Annotated in this window: 17 protein-coding genes and 1 tRNA gene; 13 read left to right on the top strand and 5 right to left on the bottom strand. The window is 71.0% G+C overall.

The features are described 5' to 3' along the window. The first annotated feature begins 126 nt into the window (after positions 1-126). Positions 127-2763, top strand: a complete 2637-nt coding sequence (gene ppdK, locus QSK17_RS09580; protein ID WP_285704207.1) for a pyruvate, phosphate dikinase — start codon at positions 127-129, stop codon at positions 2761-2763. A 117-nt stretch (positions 2764-2880) separates the two neighbouring features. Here ppdK and QSK17_RS09575 read toward each other — a convergent pair whose 3' ends face one another. Next, positions 2881-4743, bottom strand: coding sequence for a S8 family peptidase (locus QSK17_RS09575; protein ID WP_285704205.1), 1863 nt, complete (start codon positions 4741-4743; stop codon positions 2881-2883). 557 nt (positions 4744-5300) lie between these two features. Between QSK17_RS09575 and QSK17_RS09570 the strand changes: the two genes are divergently transcribed. From QSK17_RS09570 to QSK17_RS09555, 4 genes are all read left to right on the top strand, one after another. Continuing rightward, complete coding sequence (locus tag QSK17_RS09570; protein ID WP_285704204.1) at positions 5301-5426, top strand: hypothetical protein; 126 nt, start codon at positions 5301-5303, stop codon at positions 5424-5426. Next, positions 5411-6592, top strand: a complete 1182-nt coding sequence (hutI, locus tag QSK17_RS09565) for an imidazolonepropionase (RefSeq protein WP_502889174.1) — start codon at positions 5411-5413, stop codon at positions 6590-6592. Before QSK17_RS09570 ends, hutI begins: the two co-directional genes overlap by 16 nt. Before the next feature lie 78 nt (positions 6593-6670). Further along, positions 6671-7945, top strand: coding sequence for a deoxyguanosinetriphosphate triphosphohydrolase (locus tag QSK17_RS09560; protein ID WP_285704202.1), 1275 nt, complete (start codon positions 6671-6673; stop codon positions 7943-7945). A gap of 123 nt (positions 7946-8068) precedes the next feature. Next, entirely contained in the window at positions 8069-9301 is a 1233-nt protein-coding gene (locus tag QSK17_RS09555) for an NAD(P)/FAD-dependent oxidoreductase (protein ID WP_285704514.1), read from the top strand. Here QSK17_RS09555 and QSK17_RS09550 read toward each other — a convergent pair. Continuing rightward, positions 9298-10194, bottom strand: a complete 897-nt coding sequence (locus QSK17_RS09550) for a M23 family metallopeptidase (RefSeq protein WP_285704513.1) — start codon at positions 10192-10194, stop codon at positions 9298-9300. The two genes, QSK17_RS09555 and QSK17_RS09550, sit on opposite strands and share 4 nt — an antisense overlap. 139 nt (positions 10195-10333) lie before the next feature. Here QSK17_RS09550 and dnaG point away from each other — a divergent pair, with 139 nt between their 5' ends. The 4 genes from dnaG (at position 10334) to QSK17_RS09530 (ending at position 15788) form a co-directional block, all read left to right on the top strand. Continuing rightward, positions 10334-12364, top strand: a complete 2031-nt coding sequence (gene dnaG / locus QSK17_RS09545; protein ID WP_285704201.1) for a DNA primase — start codon at positions 10334-10336, stop codon at positions 12362-12364. A gap of 178 nt (positions 12365-12542) precedes the next feature. After that, positions 12543-13649, top strand: a complete 1107-nt coding sequence (gene rpoD, locus QSK17_RS09540; RefSeq protein ID WP_285704200.1) for an RNA polymerase sigma factor RpoD — start codon at positions 12543-12545, stop codon at positions 13647-13649. A 274-nt stretch (positions 13650-13923) separates the two neighbouring features. Further along, positions 13924-15171, top strand: a complete 1248-nt coding sequence (locus QSK17_RS09535) for an MGH1-like glycoside hydrolase domain-containing protein (RefSeq protein WP_285704199.1) — start codon at positions 13924-13926, stop codon at positions 15169-15171. Between the two features lie 47 nt (positions 15172-15218). Next, entirely contained in the window at positions 15219-15788 is a 570-nt protein-coding gene (locus tag QSK17_RS09530; protein ID WP_285704198.1) for a hypothetical protein, read from the top strand. Positions 15789-15849: 61 nt separating this feature from the next. Here the strand turns inward: QSK17_RS09530 and QSK17_RS09525 are convergent, their stop codons facing one another. Beyond that, complete coding sequence (locus tag QSK17_RS09525) at positions 15850-16161, bottom strand: YtxH domain-containing protein (protein WP_285704197.1); 312 nt, start codon at positions 16159-16161, stop codon at positions 15850-15852. A gap of 155 nt (positions 16162-16316) precedes the next feature. Here QSK17_RS09525 and QSK17_RS09520 point away from each other — a divergent pair. Continuing rightward, a tRNA-Asn gene (locus QSK17_RS09520) sits at positions 16317-16392 on the top strand. Between the two features lie 207 nt (positions 16393-16599). Beyond that, positions 16600-17502 carry an enoyl-CoA hydratase-related protein gene (locus QSK17_RS09515; protein ID WP_285704196.1) on the top strand — a complete coding sequence of 301 codons (903 nt, stop codon included), beginning with the start codon at positions 16600-16602 and terminating at the stop codon, positions 17500-17502. An 85-nt stretch (positions 17503-17587) separates the two neighbouring features. Here QSK17_RS09515 and galK read toward each other — a convergent pair whose 3' ends face one another. Beyond that, positions 17588-18709: a galactokinase gene (gene galK / locus QSK17_RS09510; RefSeq protein ID WP_285704195.1), complete on the bottom strand. Its 1122-nt coding sequence runs from the start codon at positions 18707-18709 to the stop codon at positions 17588-17590. 72 nt (positions 18710-18781) lie between these two features. On the opposite strand from galK, the gene QSK17_RS09505 reads away from it, so the two are divergent. Both QSK17_RS09505 and QSK17_RS09500 read left to right on the top strand, forming a co-directional pair. Continuing rightward, positions 18782-19660, top strand: a complete 879-nt coding sequence (locus QSK17_RS09505) for a 1-aminocyclopropane-1-carboxylate deaminase/D-cysteine desulfhydrase (RefSeq protein ID WP_285704194.1) — start codon at positions 18782-18784, stop codon at positions 19658-19660. A gap of 51 nt (positions 19661-19711) precedes the next feature. After that, positions 19712-20488, top strand: coding sequence for a maleylpyruvate isomerase family mycothiol-dependent enzyme (locus QSK17_RS09500; protein ID WP_285704193.1), 777 nt, complete (start codon positions 19712-19714; stop codon positions 20486-20488). Between the two features lie 113 nt (positions 20489-20601). On the opposite strand, the gene QSK17_RS09495 is transcribed toward QSK17_RS09500, so the two are convergent. Then, positions 20602-21108: an HAD domain-containing protein gene (locus QSK17_RS09495; protein WP_285704192.1), complete on the bottom strand. Its 507-nt coding sequence runs from the start codon at positions 21106-21108 to the stop codon at positions 20602-20604. Positions 21109-21119: the final 11 nt, after the last annotated feature.

Here is a 21119-nt window from a genome sequence, read left to right as displayed (position 1 = left end):
CCTCATTGTGCCCATCTACCTGCGTAAACACGATATCTCTCGACTGGTGATGTTTCATCGGGATGTTGGTCGGTACAGTGCGAATGCGGACGGACCCGTGTAATTGAAGTCGCCGAAGGAGCTCGCGTGCGCAAGTTTGTTTATGACTTCACCGAGGGCAACAAGGATCTCAAGGATCTGCTCGGTGGAAAGGGCGCCAATCTTGCGGAAATGACCAATCTTGGTCTCCCGGTACCCCCTGGCTTCACGATCACCACCGACGCCTGCCGGCACTACCTCGCCGAGGGCGACGTGCCCGACGGCCTGGCCGCCGAGATCGCCGCCCACCTTGACGCGCTGGAGACGCGGATGGGCAAGCGCCTCGGCGACGCGGCCGACCCGCTGCTCGTCAGCGTCCGGTCCGGGGCGAAGTTCTCCATGCCGGGCATGATGGAGACCGTCCTCAACATCGGGCTCAACGACGCCTCCGTGGTCGGGCTGGCCAAGCAGGCGGGCAACGAGCGCTTCGCGTGGGACTCCTACCGCCGGCTCATCCAGATGTTCGGCAAGACCGTGCTGGGCATCGAGGGCGAGCTGTTCGAGGCCGCGCTCGACGAGCTGAAGGGCTCCCGCCAGGACACCGACCTCGACGCCGCCGACCTCCAGTGCCTCGTCGAGACGTACAAGAAGATCGTCCGGACGGAGAAGGGGCGGGAGTTCCCCGCCGACCCCCGCGAGCAGATGGAGCTGGCGATCCGGGCCGTCTTCGACTCGTGGAACGCGCCGCGGGCCGTGCTGTACCGGCGACAGGAGCGCATTCCGGCCGACCTCGGCACGGCCGTCAACGTCGTCGCGATGGTCTTCGGCAACATCGGGATGGACTCGGGCACCGGCGTCGCCTTCACCCGCGACCCCGGCTCCGGCCATCAGGGCGTGTACGGCGACTACCTGCAGAACGCCCAGGGCGAGGACGTGGTGGCCGGCATCCGCAACACCGTGCCGCTGCAGGACCTGGAGCGGATCGACCCCGCCTCCTACCGCGAGCTGCTCGACATCATGGGCACGCTGGAGAATCACTACCGCGACCTGTGCGACATCGAGTTCACGATCGAGCGCGGCAAGCTGTGGATGCTGCAGACCCGGGTCGGCAAGCGTACGGCGGGCGCGGCCTTCTGCATCGCCACGCAGCTCGTGGACGAGGGCCTGATCGACATCGACGAGGCGGTCAGCCGCGTCTCCGGCGACCAGCTCGCGCAGCTCATGTTCCCGCGTTTCTCCGCCACCGCCGACAACACCCGGCTCACCACGGGCATGAACGCCTCGCCCGGCGCCGCCGTGGGCAAGGCCGTCTTCACCTCGGCCAAGGCCGTCGAGCTGGCGGGCCGGGGTGAGGCAGTCATCCTCGTCCGCCGGGAGACCAACCCGGACGACCTGGCCGGGATGATCGCCGCCCAGGGCGTGCTCACCTCGCGCGGCGGCAAGACCTCACACGCGGCCGTGGTCGCCCGCGGCATGGGCAAGACCTGCGTGTGCGGCGCCGAGGAACTGGGCGTGGACACGCGCGCCGGCCGCTTCACCGCGCCCGGCGGCGTCGTCGTCAACGAGGGCGACGTGATCTCGATCGACGGCAGCACCGGGGCCGTCTACCTGGGCGAGGTGCCCGTGGTGGCCTCGCCGGTTATGGAGTACTTCGAGGGCGGCCCGGTCGAGGACGAGCTGGTTGTCGCGGTGGACCGGATCATGCGGCACGCCGACACGGTGCGGCGCCTCGCCGTACGGGCCAACGCCGACACGCCGGAGGACGCCGCCCGCGCCCGCGCGTTCGGTGCCCAGGGCATCGGGCTGTGCCGTACCGAGCACATGTTCCTCGGCGACCGGCGCAAGCTGGTCGAGGACCTGATCCTGGCCTCCACCGGCGAGGAGCGGCAGGCGGCGCTCGACGCTCTCGAACCGCTGCAGAAGGCCGACTTCGCCGGGATCTTCGCCGCGATGGACGGTCTGCCGGTCACGATCCGGCTCATCGACCCGCCGCTGCACGAGTTCCTGCCCGACTACACCGAGCTGTCCGTCAAGGTGGCGCTGGCCGGCGACACGGCGGAGGACAAGGACCGCAGGCTGCTCGACGCCGTGAAGCGGCTGCACGAGCAGAACCCGATGCTGGGCCTGCGCGGCGTGCGGCTCGGCCTGGTCATCCCCGGCCTGTTCGCCATGCAGGTGCGCGCGATCGCCGACGCGGCCAAGGAGAGCGCGAACCCCAGGGCCGAGATCATGATCCCGCTGGTGGGCGCGGTGCAGGAGCTGGAGAGCGTGCGCGAGGAGGCGCTCGGCATCCTCGCCGACGCGGGGGTGGACGCGCTGATCGGCACGATGATCGAGGTGCCGCGGGCGGCCCTGACCGCCGGGCAGATCGCCGAGGCGGCCCAGTTCTTCTCCTTCGGCACCAACGACCTCACCCAGATGACCTGGGGCTTCTCCCGGGACGACGTGGAGAGCGCCTTCTTCGGCAAGTACCTGGACCTCGGCATCTTCGGCGTCTCGCCGTTCGAGTCGATCGACAGGGAGGGGGTCGGCCGGCTGATGCGGATCGCCGTCGAGGAGGGCAGGCGCACCCGCCCCGAGCTCAAGATCGGCATCTGTGGCGAGCACGGAGGCGACCCGGCCTCGGTGCACTTCTGCCACGAGATCGGCCTCGACTACGTCTCGTGCTCGCCGTTCCGTGTCGCGGTCGCCCGCCTGGAGGCCGGGCGCGCGGCCCTCGCCTCCGAGGGCTCCGACACCCGCTGAGTCGCGCACCGCGGCCGCTCCGGCCGCGGCTGCTCCGGCTGCTACGGAAGGCGTGAAAAGACGGCCGGTACGACTCGCTGTGAGCCGTACCGGCCGTCTTTCCGGTGTCGCGTCGCGTCAGGTGCGCGTGACGGCCACGCCGTCGACGGCCGCCTCGATGAGGCTCGGCGTGTCCAGATCAGCGGTGTCGATGAGGATCCGCACGGTCTGACCGGCGTAGGAGGAGAGGTCGGCGGTGGCTCTGGCCCACGCGGCGGGCCGGTTGGTCGGCGATCCGAGCTGCTTCAGCACCGTTTTCGTTGTCGCGCCCACCACGCGCACCCGGAAGTAGTCCGCGCTGGTGGCGTTGTTGAGGTGGGCGAAATACCAGTTGAAGGCCAGGGTCAGCTTCCCGGAGGAGGGCAGCTTGATCGGCGGTGACTGGACCGAGGTGACCCCGTCGTCCACGTCGAAGGAACCGGCGTCGATTCCGGCCAACGGCCCGGTGACCAGGTCGTACCTGCCGCCGGCGGGGCCGATCTGGGTGGCGATGCCGTTCGCGCCGGTCGGCTGCGGCTGGGCGCGCATCCACTGGCCGGTGGTGGCGGTGTCGGTGAGGTCGGGGTTGGTGATCCAGCCGGTGAACGTCTCGAAGCCGTCGGAGTAGACGGTGGTGCTGCCCGGCGGTGTCGGTGTCGGGGTCGGCCTGGGCGTCGGTGTCGGCGTGGGCGTCGGGGTCGGTGACGCCGACGGAGACGGAGACGGGCTGGGCGTGGTGCCACCGAGCCCGCCGGTGTAGAGCAGCCGGTTCGGCGAGCCGGTTCCCGCGTCGGTCACCTTGCCGGATGTGGCCTGGGAGACGATCGTCGAGGCCACCTGGTCGGGCGTCGCCGCGGGGTTGAGGCCGAGGACCAGCGCCGCCGTCCCGACGACGTGCGGGGTGGCCATCGAGGTGCCGCTGATCGTGTTCGTCGAGGTGGTGTTGCTGATCCAGTCGGAGGTGATGGAGTCGCCGGGGGCGAACACGTCCAGACAGGTCCCGTAGTTCGACCAGGACGGCCGGCCGTCGCTGGCGGAGGTCGCGCCCACCGTGATCGTGGCGGGGACCCGGGCCGGTGAGCCGGCGCAGGCGTCCGCGCCGTCGTTCCCCGCGGCCACGCCGTAGGTGACGCCGGACGCGATGGACCTCGACACGGCGCTGTCCAGGGCGGAGCTCGCGCCGCCGCCGAGGCTCATGTTGGCCACCGCCGGCTTGATCGCGTTCGCCGTCACCCAGTCGACGCCCGCGATAACGCCGGAAACGGCGCCGCTGCCGGAGCAGTCGAGCACGCGGACGGCGACGAGCTTGACGCCCTTGGCGACGCCGTACGTGCTGCCGCCGATGGTCCCGGCGACGTGGGTGCCGTGGCCGTTGCAGTCGGTCGCGTCGGTGTCGTTGTCGAGGAAGTCGTACCCGCTGCTCGCCCGGCTGCCGAAGTCGCTGTGCGTGGTCAGGATGCCGGTGTCGATGACGTACGCGTGCACGTTGGACGCGGTTGTCGGGTAGGTGTAGGTGCCGCTGAGCGGCAGCGACGCCTGGTCGATGCGGTCCAGCCCCCAGGTGGCGTTCCGCTGGGTGTCGTTGATCGAGACCTTCTGGTCCTGCTCCACGTAGCTGACGGCGCTGTCGGTGGCCAGCCGCTCGGCGTCCGTCTGGTTCATCTTGATGGAGAAGCCCATCATCACCTTGCGGAAGATGTGCCGCAGGGTGCCGTTGTGCTTGGCCGCGAGGTCAGTCGCGACGCGTTCGGCGCCGCGCCTTCGGTTGTCCCCGGTGTTCTTGAGCACGACGATGTAGTGGCCGGGGATGCCGTCGGGAGCGCTGGCGCCGCGGATCGTGCCCCTGGGGATGGGCGGTCGGGCGGCCGTCGCGGCCGCTGCTGCGGTCACGGTGCCGGTGAGCAGCGTGGCCGACGCCGCCCCTACGGCGGTCAGCCGTATGAGCAGGGGGACCTTTCTCATACTGAGAGCCTCCAGTACTGAGGGTTACCGTCTGGATACTGATAGTTACCACGGGGGTGGTCGTCGGCAAGATTGCGATACTCGTCATACGGCGGAATATGGTGAGATTGGCAGTCAATAATTCAGGGTGATGTCACCTTGGGGACAGCATGGTTCTCCGCCGTCGAGCCGTGCCGCGTGCGGCCCGGATCCGGATCTCCTCCGCCCAGCCCGTGGGTGCGGCCACCCGCCGTGAACAGGTCGAACGGTGATGGCGGGTGATCATCTCGGTCGGCGCCGCGTCGCGTCCGTGTCGGACACGTCGCGTGGCGAACCGGGTTCACCGGGCCATTGACAGAAATGCGATCGGCGATATAGCGGAAGGCGGCCGCCTGCTTCGGGGATGCGGCCGATTTCACGTGCTTCTCGCGTCTTTTTCGCGTGCCTGGCGCTTCGGTGGCACATACCGACCGGCACGGTGACCCGCACGCTGACCGGCACCGTCGAAGACGTCGCCGGACGAGCCTCCTGAATGCCGCATGATGACTGTGATGAACTTTTTGAGCGCAAGAGTTCCCATGAGCCCGGTGAGATGGCACGCGGCGGACGCCCGGCTTGCCGGCGGCCTCGCCAGGGACGTCACCTTCGAGGTCGTGGCCGCCCTGCCGGCCAGGGCCGTCGAACCGCTATGGGAGGACGCATGACCACGACGCTGCTCACCGGGATCGCCGAGCTCGTCACGAACGACCCGTCCGCCGGGGACGGCTCGCCCCTCGGCCTGCTCCGTGACGCGGCGGTGGTCGTGGACGGCGAGCGCGTCGCGTGGATCGGGCCCGCCTCGCGGGCGCCCGGCGCCGACCACCGGCGCGACCTCGGAGGCCGGGCGGTGATCCCCGGGTTCGTCGACTCCCACGCCCACCTGGTGTTCGCCGGGGACCGCGCGGCGGAGTTCGCCGCCCGCATGGAGGGCATCCCGTACGACGGAGGCGGGATCGCCACCACGGTCGCCGCCACGCGGGCGGCGGGCGATGACGACCTGCGCGCGCTGCTACGCGCCCGGGTCGCGGAGATGCGCGCCCAGGGAACCACCACGGTCGAGATCAAGAGCGGCTACGGTCTGACGGTCGCGGACGAGGTGCGCGCGCTGCGCCTGGCCCGCGAGGTCACCGAGGAGACGACCTATCTCGGCGCGCACGTCGTGCCCGCCGGGGCCGCCCGCGACGAGTACGTACGGCTCGTGACCGGTGACATGCTCACGGCTTGCGCCCCGTACGCCCGGTGGATCGACGTCTTCTGCGAGCCGGCCAGCCCGCACGCCTTCGACGGGGAGGAGGCCCGCGCGGTGCTCGTCGCCGGGCAGGCCGCGGGGCTCGGCCTTCGCGTGCACGGCAACCAGCTCTCCGCCGGGCCGGGCGTCCGGCTCGCGGTCGAGCTCGGCGCCGCGAGCGTCGACCACTGCACGCACCTCACGAACGCCGATGTGGACGCCCTGGCCGACGGGGCCACGGTCGCGACCCTGCTGCCGGGGGTCGAGTTCTCGACGCGCTCGCCCTATCCCGACGCGCGGCGCCTGCTCGACGCCGGGGTGACGGTCGCGCTCGCGACGGACTGCAATCCCGGATCGTGCTACACCTCCTCGATGCCCCTTGTCGTCGCGCTCGCGGTGCGCGAGATGCGGATGACCCCGGCCGAGGCGTTGTGGGCGGCGACCGCGGGCGGCGCGAGCGCTCTGCGCCGCGACGACATCGGCGTCCTCGCCCCCGGCCGACGGGCCGACCTCACGGTCCTCGACGCCCCCACCTACCTGCACCTCGCCTACCGTCCCGGCGTTCCCATAGCGCGTGCCCTCGATTGGAGCGTCCGTCACTGAGGGTTTCAAAGGCGTTTGTCGTGAAATGAGACTCGAAGGGGTACTCTCCTGCTTCCCCGACATGGGGAGGGAGGACAGATGATCCGCTACAACGAGCACGACCAGGCACGATGGGTGCCCGAACCTCCGGGCAACCCTGAACGCGGCGCCTTCGAGCGGGACCGCGCCCGGGTCATGCACAGCGCGTCCCTCCGAAGGCTCGCGGCCAAGACCCAGGTGGTCACGCCGTCCGACCACAGCCTGCACAGCAACCGCACCCGGCTCACCCACTCACTTGAATGCGCCCAGATCGGCAGGGAGATGGGCAAGCTCCTCGGCCGGGACCCCGACCTCGTCGAGACCGCCTGCCTCGCCCACGACCTCGGGCACCCGCCGTTCGGCCACAACGGCGAGGCCGCGCTGAACGAGGTCGCCGCCCCGTGCGGCGGCTTCCAGGGCAACGCGCAGAACCTGCGGCTGCTCACCCGGCTGGAAGCCAAGGTCCTCACCGAGGACGGCCGTAGCGCCGGGCTCAACCTCACCAGGGCGGCGCTCGACGCCGTCTGCAAGTACCCCTGGACGAGCGGCGCCTGCCGGGTCCCCGGCGTCCCCCACGCCCGCGCCGGCGGGCCGTACTGCGTCTATCCGGATGACGCGCCCATCTTCGCCTGGGTACGGGAGGGCACCCCCGACTACCGGGTCAGCTTCGAGGCGCAGATCATGGACTGGGCCGACGACGTCGCCTACTCCGTGCACGATCTGGAGGACGCCCTGCACTGCGGCCACGTCACCCCCGAGGCGCTCCGCGACCCCGAGGAGCGCCTGGAGGTCTGCCGCCTGACCCGGAAGTGGTACGCCCCCGACGCCGACCTCGCCGAGCTGGCGGAGACGTTCGCGCGGCTGGTCGCCGACCCGGTCTGGCCCGCGAGCTTCGCCGGGCCGTTCGTCGGGGGCCTCGACGACCTCGCCTCCCTCAAGCGCCTCACCAGCTCGCTCATCGGCCGCTTCTGCAGGTCCGCACAGGACGCCACCCGGGAGGCGTACGCGTACCTGCCGGAACCCCCGGCCGGGCGACACTCGGCGGACCTCGTCGTCCCCAGGAGCACGCGGCTGGAGTGCGCGCTGCTCAAGGGCGTCACCGCGCACTATGTGATGTCGCGCGAGGCACACCACGCGGCCCAGGCGCGGCAGCGGGAGCTCATCGCCGAACTGGCCGCGCTGATCGGCGCGGGCGCGCCCGCGACACTCGAACCGGCGCTGCGCCCCGCCTTCGAGAACGCCCCCGACGACGCCGGGCGGCTGCGCGCCGTCGTCGACCAGATCGCCTCGCTTACCGACGCCTCGGCGGTCGCCTGGCGCCGGCGCCTGGCCTGACGTCCGGCCTGACAGGGAATCCTGCCGCCTTTCCCGGGCACCTGATACCAGTCCGGCGCGTTCCGATCGACGCCGGGACGGCACAGGCGGATACTGCGCGAAAGCCGGGAGTGAGGGGTGCAGATGTCGACGTACGCGATAGTGGGTGCGGGCCTGGCGGGGGCAAAGGCGGCCCAGACGCTCCGCGAGGAGGGCTTCGCCGGCGAGATCGTGCTGATCGGCGCGGAGCAGGAGCGTCCGTATGAGCGTCCGCCGCTCTCCAAGGGCTATCTCAAAGGGTCCACCGAGGTGGCGAAGGTCTACGTGCACGACCCCGGCTGGTACGCCGAGCACGACGTGCGGCTGCTGCTCGGTGTCGCGGCCACCGCCGTCGATCCCGGGGCGCATGCCGTCCACCTGGCGACCGGCGAGCGGCAGCCGTACGACAAGTTGCTGATCGCCACGGGGGCGACGCCCCGCCCGCTCCCGGCGGAGGGTGCGGACCTGGACGGTGTGCACTACCTGCGCACGCTCGCCGACAGTCAGGCGCTGCGCGCCGCTTTCGCGCACCAGGGGAACGTCGTGATCATCGGTGGCGGCTGGATCGGGCTGGAGACGGCCGCGGCGGCGCGCGAGGCCGGCTGCGCGGTGACGATCGTCGAGCCCGACCCGACCCCGCTGTACCGGACCTTCGGCCCGGCCGTCGGGGAGATCTTCGCCGAGCTCCACCGGCGGCACGGCGTGGATCTGCGCCTCGGCGTCTCCGTGAGGAGCATGCGAGGGACGGCGCACGTCCGAGAGGTGGTCACGACGGACGGCGCGGTGCTGCCCGCCGACGACGTGGTGGTCGGCATCGGCGCCGCCCCCAACGTCGAGCTGGCCCGCGGCGCCGGGCTGGAGGTGGCAGGCGGCATCGTCGTGGACGCCTCCCTGCGCACGTCGCACCCGGACATCTACGCCGCCGGCGACGTCGCCGAGGCGATGAACCCCCTGCTGGGCCGCCCGATCCGGGTCGAACACTGGGCCAACGCGCTGAACGGCGGCCCGGCCGCCGCCCGCGCCATGCTCGGTCGGGACGTCGTCTACGACCGCGTGCCGTACTTCTTCACCGACCAGTTCGAGCTGGGGATGGAGTTCTCCGGCGACATCGCGGGCCATGACGAGGTCGTCTACCGGGGATCGGTGGAGCGTCTGGAGTTCGTCGCCTTCTGGCTGAAGGAGAACCGGGTCCTCGCCGGGATGAACGTCAACGTCTGGGACATGACCGACGAGATCCAGGCGCTGGTGCGCGCGGGGTACGGCGGCGCCGCCGTGGATCCCGCCCGGCTCACCGACCCGGACGTCCCACTCCGCGACCTCCTGGTGGGCACTTCCTAACCGGGAGTGATCACGGTGGTGTCATCGGCGGCCTGCTCCAGCCGTTTGGTGGAGGACGGCTTCTTCTCGTTCTTCTCGCTCTTCGCGGCGGGAGGCTTCGGCGTGCACAGTTTGTCGCAGGCGGGCAGGCGGCCGACCCGCTTGCGCAGCGCCAACACGTCCTTCTTCGGGGACAGGGTTCGGTTGCCGTTGTACCAGGCGTCGAGATAGTCCCAGGGCTCGACCATGCCGCGCCTGATCCACCAGTGCTCCGGGGAGACCGGCCAGGAGATCGCGAAGTAGAGGTTGCTGGCGGTGTCACGGGCGCTGCCGGTGTTGCCGAGGCGGCCGAGCGGCTGGCCGGCCTTGACCTTGGCGCCCGGCTGCACGCCCGGATCGACCGAGTCGAGATGGCCGCCCAGGTAGAGCACGCCGTCATCGCCGAGAATGGTGACGAACCGGCCCTCACGGTCCTGTCCGCGGTCGGTGGACGGGACCCATCTGTTCTGCACGTTGACCTCGCGGACCACGCCGTCGACGGGCGAGACGAACGAGCAGCCCTTGCCCGCCCAGATCGTGGTCTTCGGCAGCACGAGCAGCTGCCGCGCGTACGACACGCGGCACCCCTTGACCGGGAACGCGTACGTGTACTGCGACACCTTGGGCGGCGGGAGCCGTACGGGCTCGGGCCTGGGGGGCGGGACGACGGAGCGCATGTGGGTGCTCCTGCCGCCGGCGGCGCCGCCTGACGGGGCTCCTACGGCGCCGTCCGCCGCGGCGGAGGGCGGCTCCTCGGTGCGGGGCACGGGCGGCAGCGTGCTCACTCCGGCGACCCCGGCCGGTGCTCCGCATGCCGCGGCGAGCCCGGCCGTCGCCGCGGCGGCCACGACAGCCGCCAGTCTGCCCGATCGCATGATCTCCACCCGCCCGACGTTAGCGAGGTATGACCGTTCCTTTGTAACCGACCTGGATTTCGGTCACGACCCGTTATCCGGATTCGGTCTCGGGCGGGCGCCGCCCGAGACGTATCCCTCAGGGCCTAAACTCGCGAGCGTGGCAGGGCGTAGCGGTGCAGGGCGGATCAGCGACGAGGACATCGCGCTCGTGCGGGAGCGCTCGCCGATCGCCGACGTGGTGGGGGAGCACATCCAGCTCCGGAACGCCGGCGGCGGCAACCTGAAGGGCCTGTGCCCCTTCCATGACGAGAAATCGCCGTCGTTCAACGTGACGCCCGCGCGGGGCTACTACTACTGCTTCGGCTGCGCCGAGGGCGGCGATGTCATCACGTTCGTCCGGAAGATCGAGAACCTGACGTTCGCCGAGGCCGTCGAGCGCCTCGCGCAGCGCGCCGGCATCCAGCTCCGCTACGAGCAGGGGGGCTACGTCCCCGGGCGCGAGCAGGGCGAGCGGGTCCGGCTCATCGAGGCGCATCGCGCCGCCGCCGAGTTCTACGCCGCGCAGCTCGCCTCGCCCGACGCGGCACCGGGCCGCCGGTTCCTGTCGGAACGCGGCTTCGAGCGGGTGGACGCCGAGCGGTTCGGGGTCGGGTACGCGCCCGCGGGGTGGGAGGCGCTGTCCCGCCACCTGATGGCCCGGGGCTTCACGTCCCAAGAGCTGATCAAGGGCGGGCTGGCCAAGGAGGGCCGCCGAGGACCGATCGACCGGTTCCGTGGCCGGCTGGTCTGGCCGATCAGGGACATCACCGGCGACGTCATCGGCTTCGGCGCGCGCAAGCTGCTCGACTCCGACGACGGTCCGAAATACCTCAACACCCCAGAGACCCCGATCTACCACAAGAGCTCCGTGCTGTACGGAGTGGACCTCGCCAAGCGGGAGATCTCCCGCCGCTCCCAGGCGGTCATCGTCGAGGGCTACACCGACGTCATGGCGTGTCACCTGGCCGGGGTGCCGACGGCGGTGGCGACCTGCGGCACGTCCTTCGGCGAGGAGCACATCAAGGTCCTGCGGCGGCTCCTGCTCGACCAGGCCGAGTTCCGCGGCGAGGTGATCTTCACCTTCGACGGTGACTCGGCCGGGCAGAAGGCCGCCCTGCGGGCGTTCCAGGACGAGCAGAAGTTCGTCACCCAGACGTTCGTCGCCGTGCAGCCCGACGGCCTCGACCCGTGCGACCTGCGGGTGAAGCAGGGCGACGCCGCGGTCCGCGACCTGATCGCGAGCCGCGAGCCGCTGTTCGCCTTCGCCATCCGCAGCGTGATCTCCCGCTACGACCTGGCCACCAACGAAGGGCGGCTCGGCGCACTCGACGCGGTCGCCCCTGTGGTGGCCTCGATCAAGGACCCCGGGCTGCGCAAGACGTACGTCGTGGACCTGGACCGCTGGCTCGGTTTCATGGACGAGGGCTTCGTCATCCAGCGCGTCCAGCAGGCCATCGGCCAGGGCGGCCCGGGCGCGCCGGGCGGTCATCACGGCCAGCACGGCCAGCGCGGTCAGCGCGGTCATCTCGGCCAGCGTGGTCAGCAGGGCCAGCAGGGCCAGCAGGGTCCGCAGCACGGCCAGCGCGGTCAGGGCGGTCAGGGCGGCCCGTACGGACGACAGCAGGGCCGGCAGTACGGCGGCGGCCCCGACCAGGGACTCACGGGCCGGCAGGAGGCGGCCGATCCGGTCGCCCGGCTGGAGGCGGAGGCCCTGAAGCTGGCCGTCCAACGGCCCGCCCTGCTCGGGCCCGAGTTCGATGCGCTCGGCGGGGAGGCGTTCACCCGGCCCGAGCACACCGCGCTGTACGGCGTGATCGCGGCCGCGGGCGGCACCGCCTCGGGCGGCCCCGGCGGGCAGGAGTGGGTCGAGCGCCTGCTCGCGGCGGCGAACGACGAGCTGCGCCCGGCGCTCACCCGGTTCGCCGTCGAGGAGCTGCGCACCGAGGCGGGCGGCGAGGAGCGGTACGGCGCGGCCGTGCTCGCCCGGCTGCTGGAGACCGCGGTCGGCCGGTCCGTCGCGCAGATCAAGGCCCGGCTCCAGCGGCTCAACCCGGTGGAGGAGCAGCAGGAGTACAACCGCCTCTTCGGCGAACTCATCGCCCTCGAACAGCAGCGACGCGTGTTGCGTGATCGTGCCGCCGGGGCATGAATTACTTTCCTTTCCAATCCCGACAACGCGTAAACGTTGATTTTGATTGCGATCGGGTATTGACTTCTGCCTTACCTTAGGTGCCAAAAATAGGCCTGCCGTTTTGTTGTGCTCATACCGCAGACTGTGATGCGTGGGTGCATCGGTGCTACCAAGTGGGCCGCCATCGGTAGACCAGGTGGCGGACCTCGTCGCGAAGGGAAGGGAGCGCGGAAGCGTCACGGTCGACGACGTGGCCGCCGCGCTCGACAAATCCGAGTTGCCGTCCGACGCGCTGGAGCGTGTCGTGCGCATGCTCGCGGAGAACGGAGTCGAGGTCCTCGAACCCCAGGGTGACGACGAGCCGAGCAGACCGGATGCGGACGACGCCGGCCGCCGGGCTCCGACGAGCGACCTCGTCCGCATCTACCTGCGGGAGATCGGCAGGGTTCCGCTGCTGACCGCCGAGCAGGAGGTGGAGCTCGCCAAGGCGATCGAGGCCGGCCTGTTCGCGGAGGACAAGCTGTGCGACGACCGCGTGATACGTCTGGGCCGTCTCGAACTGGAGGATCTCGTCTGGGAGGGCGTGCGCGCCAAGGAACGGCTGATCGAGGCCAACCTGCGGCTCGTCGTGTCGATCGCCAAGCGTTATGTGGGACGCGGAATGCTCTTTCTGGATCTTATCCAGGAAGGGAATCTCGGCCTGATCCGGGCGGTCGAGAAATTCGATTACACCAAGGGTTACAAGTTCTCAACCTATGCCACGTGGTGGATTCGCCAGGCGATCACCCGGGCCATCGCGGACCAGGCCCGGACGATCAGAATTCCGGTCCACATGGTCGAGACGATCAACAAATTGGTCCGGGTGCAGCGGCAGCTCCACCAGGATCTCGGCCGCGAGCCCGCCCCCGAGGAGATCGCGGCGGAGATGGACCTGCACATCGACCGCGTGGTGGAGATCCAGCGGATCGCGCAGGAGCCGGTGTCGCTGCAGTCGCCGATCGGCGAGGAGGACTCCGACCTCGGCGACTTCATCGAGGACGCGGACGCCGTGGTGCCGATCGAGGCTGCGGCGTTCATCCTGCTGCAGGATCAGCTCGACGACATCCTCGCCACCCTGTCCGAGCGCGAGCAGCGGATCATCCAGCTCCGGTTCGGGCTGTCCGACGGCCACCCCCGCACGTTGGAGGAGGTCGGCCGGGAGTTCGGCGTGACCCGCGAGCGGATCCGGCAGATCGAGTCGAAGACGCTGGCCAAGCTGCGCCACCCGACCCGGGCCCAGATGCTCCGCGACTACCTGGAGTGACTTCCGGCGGGTGGGCGTCCCTCCGCCGATGAGTGGGCTGGTGAGGCCCGCGGCGACCGAGACGGCCGCTTCCGGATCGTGACGTCCGGCAGGTTCACGGTCTGCGAGGCGGCCGCTCGCGTATTCGTTGGCAGACGCCGGGTCACCGGGGGCGGCCTGCGAGATCAGCAGGCCGGCGAGTTCTCGCCGCTGCGCTGCCGAAACATGGCTCACCATCTGGAATTGGGCCGTCATATTCAATGATTTCTTGGCTTTATGGGATTAATCTGGACCGGTGGAAGGGCGTCCCGCTGTTGACGACGCCGCGCTCGGGCGGGCCGCCCTGGCCGTCCTCGACGCGAACTGGACAGGCGTCTCCACCGTGCCCGCGCCCGGCATCTATCCCCACCAATGGAGCCTGGACTCCGCGTTCGTCGCGATCGGCCTCGCCCGCCGCGACACGGCGCGGGCCGGGCAGGAGCTGCTCTCGCTGTTCAGCGGCCAGTGGCGGACCGGCATGGTCCCGCACATCGTGTTCCACCACGCCGACGGCTACTTCCCCGGGCCGTCCATGTGGCGCTCCGAGGAGGTCCCGGACGCGCCGCGCGGTGCGCTCACGTCGGGGCTGACCCAGCCGCCCCTGCACGCGTACGCCGCCTGGTGGATCTGGCGGCACGCCGCCGACCGCGACCTCGCCGCCCGGCTCGTACGGCGGATCTGGCCGTCCCTGGTGGCCCAGCACGCCTATCTGGAGACCAGGGACGCCGGCGGCGCCGGGCTGGCCGCGATCGTCCACCCGTGGGAGTCCGGCATGGACGACAGCCCCGCATGGGACGCGCCGCTGGCGGAGCTGCCCGCGGGCAGGTGCGGGTCCGGCTACCACGACCGGTATTTCTGGCTGGCGGTGCAGTGCCGGGAGCACGGGTACGCGCCGTCCTACTTCCGGGACGAGCACCCGTTCGCGGTCGAGGACCCGATGTTCAACGGCATCTGGCTGCTCTCCTGCGACGCCCTGGCGCGGCTGGCGTCCGAGGTCGTGGGAGCCGATCCCGAGCCGTTCCAGGAGGCCGCGGCGCGGATCAGGGCCGCGCTGCTCGACCGGCTGTGGAACAACGACGCCTTCTACGCCAGGGACGTCCGCGCCGGGCGGCTAGTCCCGGTCTGCACCATCGGCGGGTTCGGCCCCATGCTCGATCCCGGGATGCCCGGCCATGTCGTCGAAGCGATGACCGCGCTTCTGGAATCCACCCGGTTCATGGGCGCGGCCGGATATCCGGTGCCGAGCTGCGAGATCAGGGCACCGGAGTTCGACCGTGCCCAATATTGGCGTGGCCCGTCCTGGATCAGCACGAACTGGCTGCTCGGCAGGGCGGCGGAGGTACACGGTCTCGACCGGCTGCGGGACCTGCTTGTCGCGAGCACGCTGCGGCTGGTCCGGCAGGGCGGGTTCCGCGAGTGCTTCGACCCCTTCGACGGGACCGGGCACGGGTGCCGGGACTTCTCCTGGTCGGCCGCGCTCACCCTTGATCTGCTCGGGAGATAGCCTAGCCTGCGGCTGTACCGAATCGTCGCGTTTCCTGGCGGTGCCCGTTGGCTGGATCCTCGTTCTCCCGCGCGCTCTCCGGCCTCGCCGGCGCCCTCTTCGGAGGCCGCCTGCCGTCCGAGGTCCGTACGGCTCTCGCCCTCGAACCGGGCGAGCGGCTGCTCAGCCACGCCCGCACGGCGGGCGAAGGAGCCGGCGGCGCGGGCGGCGCGGGCGGTGGAGCCGGTGAAGGCGGGGGTTACGCGGTCGCGACCACGCTGGCCCTGCACCTGCCCGGCGGGCACCGGCTGCCCTGGCATCTGATGGACAAGGCGACGTGGGACGAGACGGGTGTCACCGTCGCGATGACGGACGGCGAGACACACCGCGTGCCGCTTCCGGAGCCCGGCCTGCTGCCGGAGACCATCCGCGAGCGGGTCACTTCCTCCATCGTGGCCAGCAGGCACGTACCGCTCGACGCGCGAGGAGGAGTGCGGCTGGTCGCCAGACGCGTTCCGGGGACGGATGAGCCGCGCTGGGAGTTCGTCTTCGACCCCGGCCTCGATCCCGGCGACCCGGGACTGCGCGCCCTCGCCGAGCAGGCGCTTGAGGAGGTGCGCCGCAGCCTCGGTGTCTGAGGCGCCGGGTGGTCGGGGGCGACCGGTCGCCGGCGCGACACGCCGTCAGGCGTGGCTGCGATCAGGTCGTTCCGGGGTCGGGCCAACCGGGTCCGCTGGGCACCTTCTCCGCCGACTCCGCCGACCACGGCTCGTGCTCGGGCTTGCGCATGAACGGGACCTTGCCGCCGAACTTGTCGCCCATCAAGCCCTTGGCCTTGTCCGCGACCCGGGCCGCCTGGGCACCGACCAGACCCGCGGCCTCCTGGATCGTCGGGCTGTCGGACACCCGCTGTGCCAGGCGCTTCATCTCCTCGTACCGTTCCCGCCCGGCCCGAGTGCCAAGGACGTAACCGATGGCCAACCCGGCAGCGAAGATCACCTTGTAGCGCATCTTCCACCTCCCCACTCAATGTCTCCGGCCTCCTACCCTGGGGGCCACGCTCTATCCAAGCGCAACCGATGTGACACGAACCCCTCGGAGTGCGCTAATCTAGTTCCGCGCCGCAAGGAAAGCCGCAAGGCCGGAAGGGCGGGGCAACGCTGCAATCCCGTGTAGCTCAATCGGCAGAGCAGCCGGCTGTTAACCGGCAGGTTATAGGTTCGAGTCCTATCGCGGGAGCCATCGGCTCCGAGGCCGGGTGATCGAAAGATCACCCGGCCTCGCGGCGTTTCGGGGTTCGTTCGTTTCCGGGTCCCTTCGGTCCCGCAGTCGTTCGCCGCCGGGCTCGCTCGCTTCCGGCTTCGCTCAGTTCCGGGCTCGCTTTCGTTCCCGGGGTCGATCACGTCGCCCGCACTGGTGTAGAACGTAGTTCGGTGCAGGGAGGCCGACATGCTGGTGCTGTCCGAGAACCATGACGCCGTACGGGTCCTGACGTTCAACCGACCGGAGCGGCTGAACGCCTGGACTCCCGAGATGGGGCGGCGCTACTTCGATCTGCTCGAAGAGGCCGAGCGCGATCCTGAGGTCCGCGTCATCGTCGTCACGGGCGCGGGGAGGGGATTCTGCTCCGGCGCCGACTTCGAGGCGCTCGCTGCGATTCAGGCGGCCGCGGCGCGCGCGGGCGACGAAGCGGGGGCGCGGTTCGTGGATCACGCCGAGCCCCTGGCCGGAGACGGTGATGAAGATCACGCCGAACTCCGGGCGGGAAACCGTGATGAGGGTCATGCCGGGGTCCGGACGGGATTGCCGGATTTCGAGCCGGATCCCCGGCCCGCCACCTTCCCGATGACCATCCGCAAGCCGGTCATCGCCGCGGTGAACGGCGCCTGCGCCGGTCTGGGCATGGTCTACGCCCTCGTCTGCGATCTCGTCTTCACCGCGGAGGACGCCAAATGGACCACCGCGTTCTCCCGGCGCGGGCTCATCGCGGAGTACGGCCTGGCCTGGATCCTCCCCAAGCTCGCCGGTCAGGCCGCGGCCATGGAGCTCCTACTGTCCGGCCGCACCTTCACCGGCTCCGAGGCGTACGCGCTGGGCCTCGCGTGCCGGGCCGTCCCGGGGGAGCGGCTCCTTGAGGAGGTCCTGGCGTACGCCGGAGAGTTGGCGGCGCACAGCTCGCCCGCGTCGATGGCGATCATCAAGCGGCAGGTGTGGGGCGACTGGGAGCGCGGCATCGACGAGTCGAGGGACCGGGCCGTCCGGCTCATGATGGAGTCGTTCGGACGGCCCGATTTCGCCGAGGGCGTCGCCGGCTTCCTGGAGCGCCGCCCGCCGAACTTCCGGCCGTTGTGAGGGCGCCGCGGTCCGGGCGGAGGCGTTCCCGATCCGGCCGCGGCCGGTCCCCTGGGGGATCCGCCGTGCGCCGGGGCGTGATCCGTCAGCGGAGGCGCCGGGCGCCGGGGGCGGGCGTCGCCTCCAGGAAGGCGGGGGCGGCCCAGCCACGGTCCTCGTAGGCCCGCAGGACCTCGTCCCGGACGGCCGCGAGGCGCTCTTCGGGAACGAGGGCGATGGCGGAGCCGCCGAAGCCGCCTCCGGTCATCCTGGCGCCCCGCGCGCCGCCCCTGACCGCCGCCTCGACGGCCACGTCCAGTTCGGGACACGACACCTCGAACTGGTCGCGCAGCGAAAGGTGCGAGGCGTTCAGGAGCGCGCCGATCTCGCGTACGGCTCCCGCCCGGAGCAGGCCGACCAGCGCCTCGACCCGGTGGTTCTCGGTGACCACGTGCTGGGTCCGCTTCCGCTCGTCGCCGGTCAGCCTGGCCAGCGCCCCGGCGAGGTCGGTGACGTCCCTGAGCGCGGGCACGCCCAGCCGCTTGGCGGCGTTCTCGCAGTCCTGGCGACGCCTGGCGTACTGCCCGTCGGCCAGTTCGTGGTGCACGCCGGTGTTGATGATCAGTAGCCGCAGGCCGTGCGCCGCCAGGTCGAGCGGGACCGGCCGGTAGCCGAGCGAGCGGCAGTCGAGGAACAGCGCACGGCCCTCCTCGCCGAGGGCTGAGGCCGCCTGGTCCATGATCCCGCAGGGCATGCCGACGAAGTCGTTCTCGGCCCGCTGTGCGATCTTGGCCAGCTCCATCCGCGGCAGGCCCAGTCCGTGGAGGTCGTCGAGCGCGAGCGCGGTCGCGACCTCCAGCGCGGCGCTGGAGGAGAGCCCCGCTCCTCTGGGCACGTCGCCGTCGATCACGATGTCGGCGCCGCCGATCGGGTGGCCCGCGCGCCGCAGTGCCCAGACGACTCCGACGGGGTAGCGGGCCCAGCCGCGCGCCTGGTCGAGGTCGTCGACGACCTGCTCCTCGCCCGGCGCCTGGACCGAAGCCAGCCGTACGACGCCGTCGGGGCGGGGGCTGACCGCGGCGGTCACGCCCCACGGGACGGCGAAGGGCAACACGAGGCCGTCGTTGTAGTCGGTGTGCTCGCCGATCAGGTTGACCCGGCCCGGCGCGTGCCAGACACCCGCGGGGTCGCTTCCGTACGCCGCACGGAAAGCCTCAACAACACGCATAATCGAACACTCCTCAACAAACGGCTTGCACGTAGGTTAGCGAGTCAGCGCTCGTGTGCCAGCCTTGACCATATGAAAGTCCCGGCAGGTCTGGCGGGGTCGGCGATCACGGTGGCGCGTGTGCCCTCGCCGATCGAGGAGGTGCGCGACGAGCGCCTCGGAGGGGTCCGGCTGCTGCTCAAGCGCGACGACCTCATCCATCCCGAGATCTCCGGGAACAAGTGGCGCAAGCTGAAGTACAACCTCGGGCCCGGCCGGGTGCTCACGTTCGGCGGGGCGTACTCCAACCACATCAGGGCCGTCGCGGCGGCGGGCGCGGCCTACGGGTTCGAGACCATCGGCGTGATCCGCGGCGAGGAACACCTGCCGCTCAACCCCTCCCTGGCGTACGCGGTGAGCCGGGGGATGCGGCTGACCTACCTGGACCGGTCGACGTACCGGCGTAAGCACACGCCCGAGGTGATCGACGCGCTGCGCGCCGAGTTCGGCGACTTCCGCCTCCTGCCCGAGGGCGGCAGCAACGCGGCGGCCGTACGCGGGTGCGCCGAGATCCCGGCCGAGCTCGACGCGCAGCTCGACAGCTATGACCTCGTCTGCTGCCCGGTCGGCACCGGCGGGACGCTCGCCGGCATCGCGGCCGGGCTCGCCCCTGGCCGGGAGGCCGTCGGGTTCTCGGTGCTGAAAGGCGGCGAGTTCCTGGCCGGAGAGGTCGCCCGGCTCCAGCGCGAGGCGCTCGGCCGGGTCACGGGCAACTGGCGGATCGAGTGCGGCTTCCATTTCGGTGGCTACGCCCGTAGCAGGCCGGAGCTCGAAGAGTTCGCCTCCGACTTCGCCGTACGGCACGGCCTCCGGCTCGACCTGATCTACGTCGCCAAGATGATGTACGGGATCTACGCGCTGGCGCGCGAGCTCGCGCCCGGCACGGTCGTCGTCGCCCTGATCACCGGTTGACCGGGCGCGGGGCCGTACCGCTTCCGGGACGGGAGGGGTACGGTCGGCGACATGACTGAGTTGATCCACGGCGACCGGCCCCATGAGGAGTATTGCGCCGCGATCGAGGCGGACGCGGCCCGGCTGGTCGCGCTGGTCGCGGAGGCCGACCCGGCCGCTCCCGTGCCCACCTGTCCCGGATGGACGATCGCCAAGCTGGCCAAGCACGTGGGGATCACCCAGCGCTGGGTGGAGCACCTCGTGCGCACCCGCGCTCCGGAGCGTGTCGGAGCGCGTGACGTCCCGATGGACCGGCTCGGGGAGGGGGACGACGCCGCGGCCTGGCTCGCGGCGGGTGCCGCGCGGCTGCTGGCGACGTTGCGCGCGACCACGCCGGAGACGCCGGTCTGGGCCTGGGGCGGCGACCAGCACGCCCGCTTCTGGTCCCGCCGGATGCTGCACGAGTTGGTGGTCCACCTCGCCGACGCCGAGCTGGCGCTGGGCCGCGAGCCCGAGATCGACGCCGGGACCGCGATCGACGGCGTGGACGAGTTCCTCGGCAACCTGGCGTTCGCCGTCTGGGCGGCCGAGCGTACCGGACAGCTCCGCGGCGACGGCGAGACACTGCACCTGCACGCGACGGACGCCGACGGCGAATGGATGGTCACGCTCCATCCCGAGGGGTTCACCTGGGAACGCGGACACGGCAAGGGCACGGTCGCGGTGCGGGGAGCCGCGAGCGACCTGCTGCTGCTCGTCTACGGGAGGCTGCGGCCGGACGCGGGCCGGTTCGAGGTCTTCGGCGACGAGGGCCTGCTCGCCCGCTGGCTGGAGAACTCGGCGATCTGAATCGGTCTCGCGTGCGGCCGACTACACGATCGACCGGAGGTTCGGATGAGCGCGTAGCGGAGGGCGCGGCTGCTTCGCCTCGACCGCCCGACCGTGGCCGGACGACCGGCGGCTCAGCCGCGAGGAGTGGTCAGCCACTCGCGGGCGCGGTCGATGTCCCAGCCGGACAGCCCGTTCCGGGGGTCGACCTCGACGAGCAGAAAGTCGGCGACGTCCGGGTGGCCGGTCAGGTACTCCCAGTCGGCCGAGGTGAGTTCGTCGTCGAACCACACGAACGGCCGGCCGCGGACGTACTCGGCGACCGGGCCGGTCTTGAAGAGCTCCCCGCGCGTCGCGCCCGCCCCCGCCGTCACCTTGATCACGGGCAGCCGAGGCAGGCCGAGACGTGGGCCGATCTCCTCGTTGGCGTTCTCCTCCCAGGTGGTGGCCCAGACCAGCTCCGCGCCGGTGTCATCGGCCAGGGAGCGCAGTTCCGTGCCGTGCCGTTCGTTGAGCAGGACCTGGTACGAGCAGCCGTCGACGACGCACTCGTACCGCGTGAACCGCGGGGAGGGACGGTGGAACGGGTTGAGTACCCCGTCCACGTCGAGCAGCACCAGGGGATGGGCGGATGTCGACACGAACTCCTCCA

This window comes from Microtetraspora sp. NBRC 16547 (genome assembly GCF_030268965.1).
GTDB lineage: Bacteria > Actinomycetota > Actinomycetes > Streptosporangiales > Streptosporangiaceae > Microtetraspora.
This window is presented reverse-complemented; position numbering and strand designations above follow the sequence as displayed.

Bases quoted from the DNA above. Each gene is read 5' to 3' on its own strand.
- QSK17_RS09575 (WP_285704205.1), bottom strand. From the start codon at position 4,743: ATGAGAAAGGTCCCCCTGCTCATACGGCTGACCGCCGTAGGGGCGGCG.
- QSK17_RS09570 (WP_285704204.1), top strand. From the start codon at position 5,301: ATGAGCCCGGTGAGATGGCACGCGGCGGACGCCCGGCTTGCCGGCGGC.
- hutI (WP_502889174.1), top strand. From the start codon at position 5,411: ATGGGAGGACGCATGACCACGACGCTGCTCACCGGGATCGCCGAGCTC.
- QSK17_RS09560 (WP_285704202.1), top strand. From the start codon at position 6,671: ATGATCCGCTACAACGAGCACGACCAGGCACGATGGGTGCCCGAACCT.
- QSK17_RS09555 (WP_285704514.1), top strand. From the start codon at position 8,069: ATGTCGACGTACGCGATAGTGGGTGCGGGCCTGGCGGGGGCAAAGGCG.
- QSK17_RS09550 (WP_285704513.1), bottom strand. From the start codon at position 10,194: ATGCGATCGGGCAGACTGGCGGCTGTCGTGGCCGCCGCGGCGACGGCC.
- QSK17_RS09525 (WP_285704197.1), bottom strand. From the start codon at position 16,161: ATGCGCTACAAGGTGATCTTCGCTGCCGGGTTGGCCATCGGTTACGTC.
- QSK17_RS09515 (WP_285704196.1), top strand. From the start codon at position 16,600: ATGCTGGTGCTGTCCGAGAACCATGACGCCGTACGGGTCCTGACGTTC.
- galK (WP_285704195.1), bottom strand. From the start codon at position 18,709: ATGCGTGTTGTTGAGGCTTTCCGTGCGGCGTACGGAAGCGACCCCGCG.
- QSK17_RS09505 (WP_285704194.1), top strand. From the start codon at position 18,782: ATGAAAGTCCCGGCAGGTCTGGCGGGGTCGGCGATCACGGTGGCGCGT.
- QSK17_RS09500 (WP_285704193.1), top strand. From the start codon at position 19,712: ATGACTGAGTTGATCCACGGCGACCGGCCCCATGAGGAGTATTGCGCC.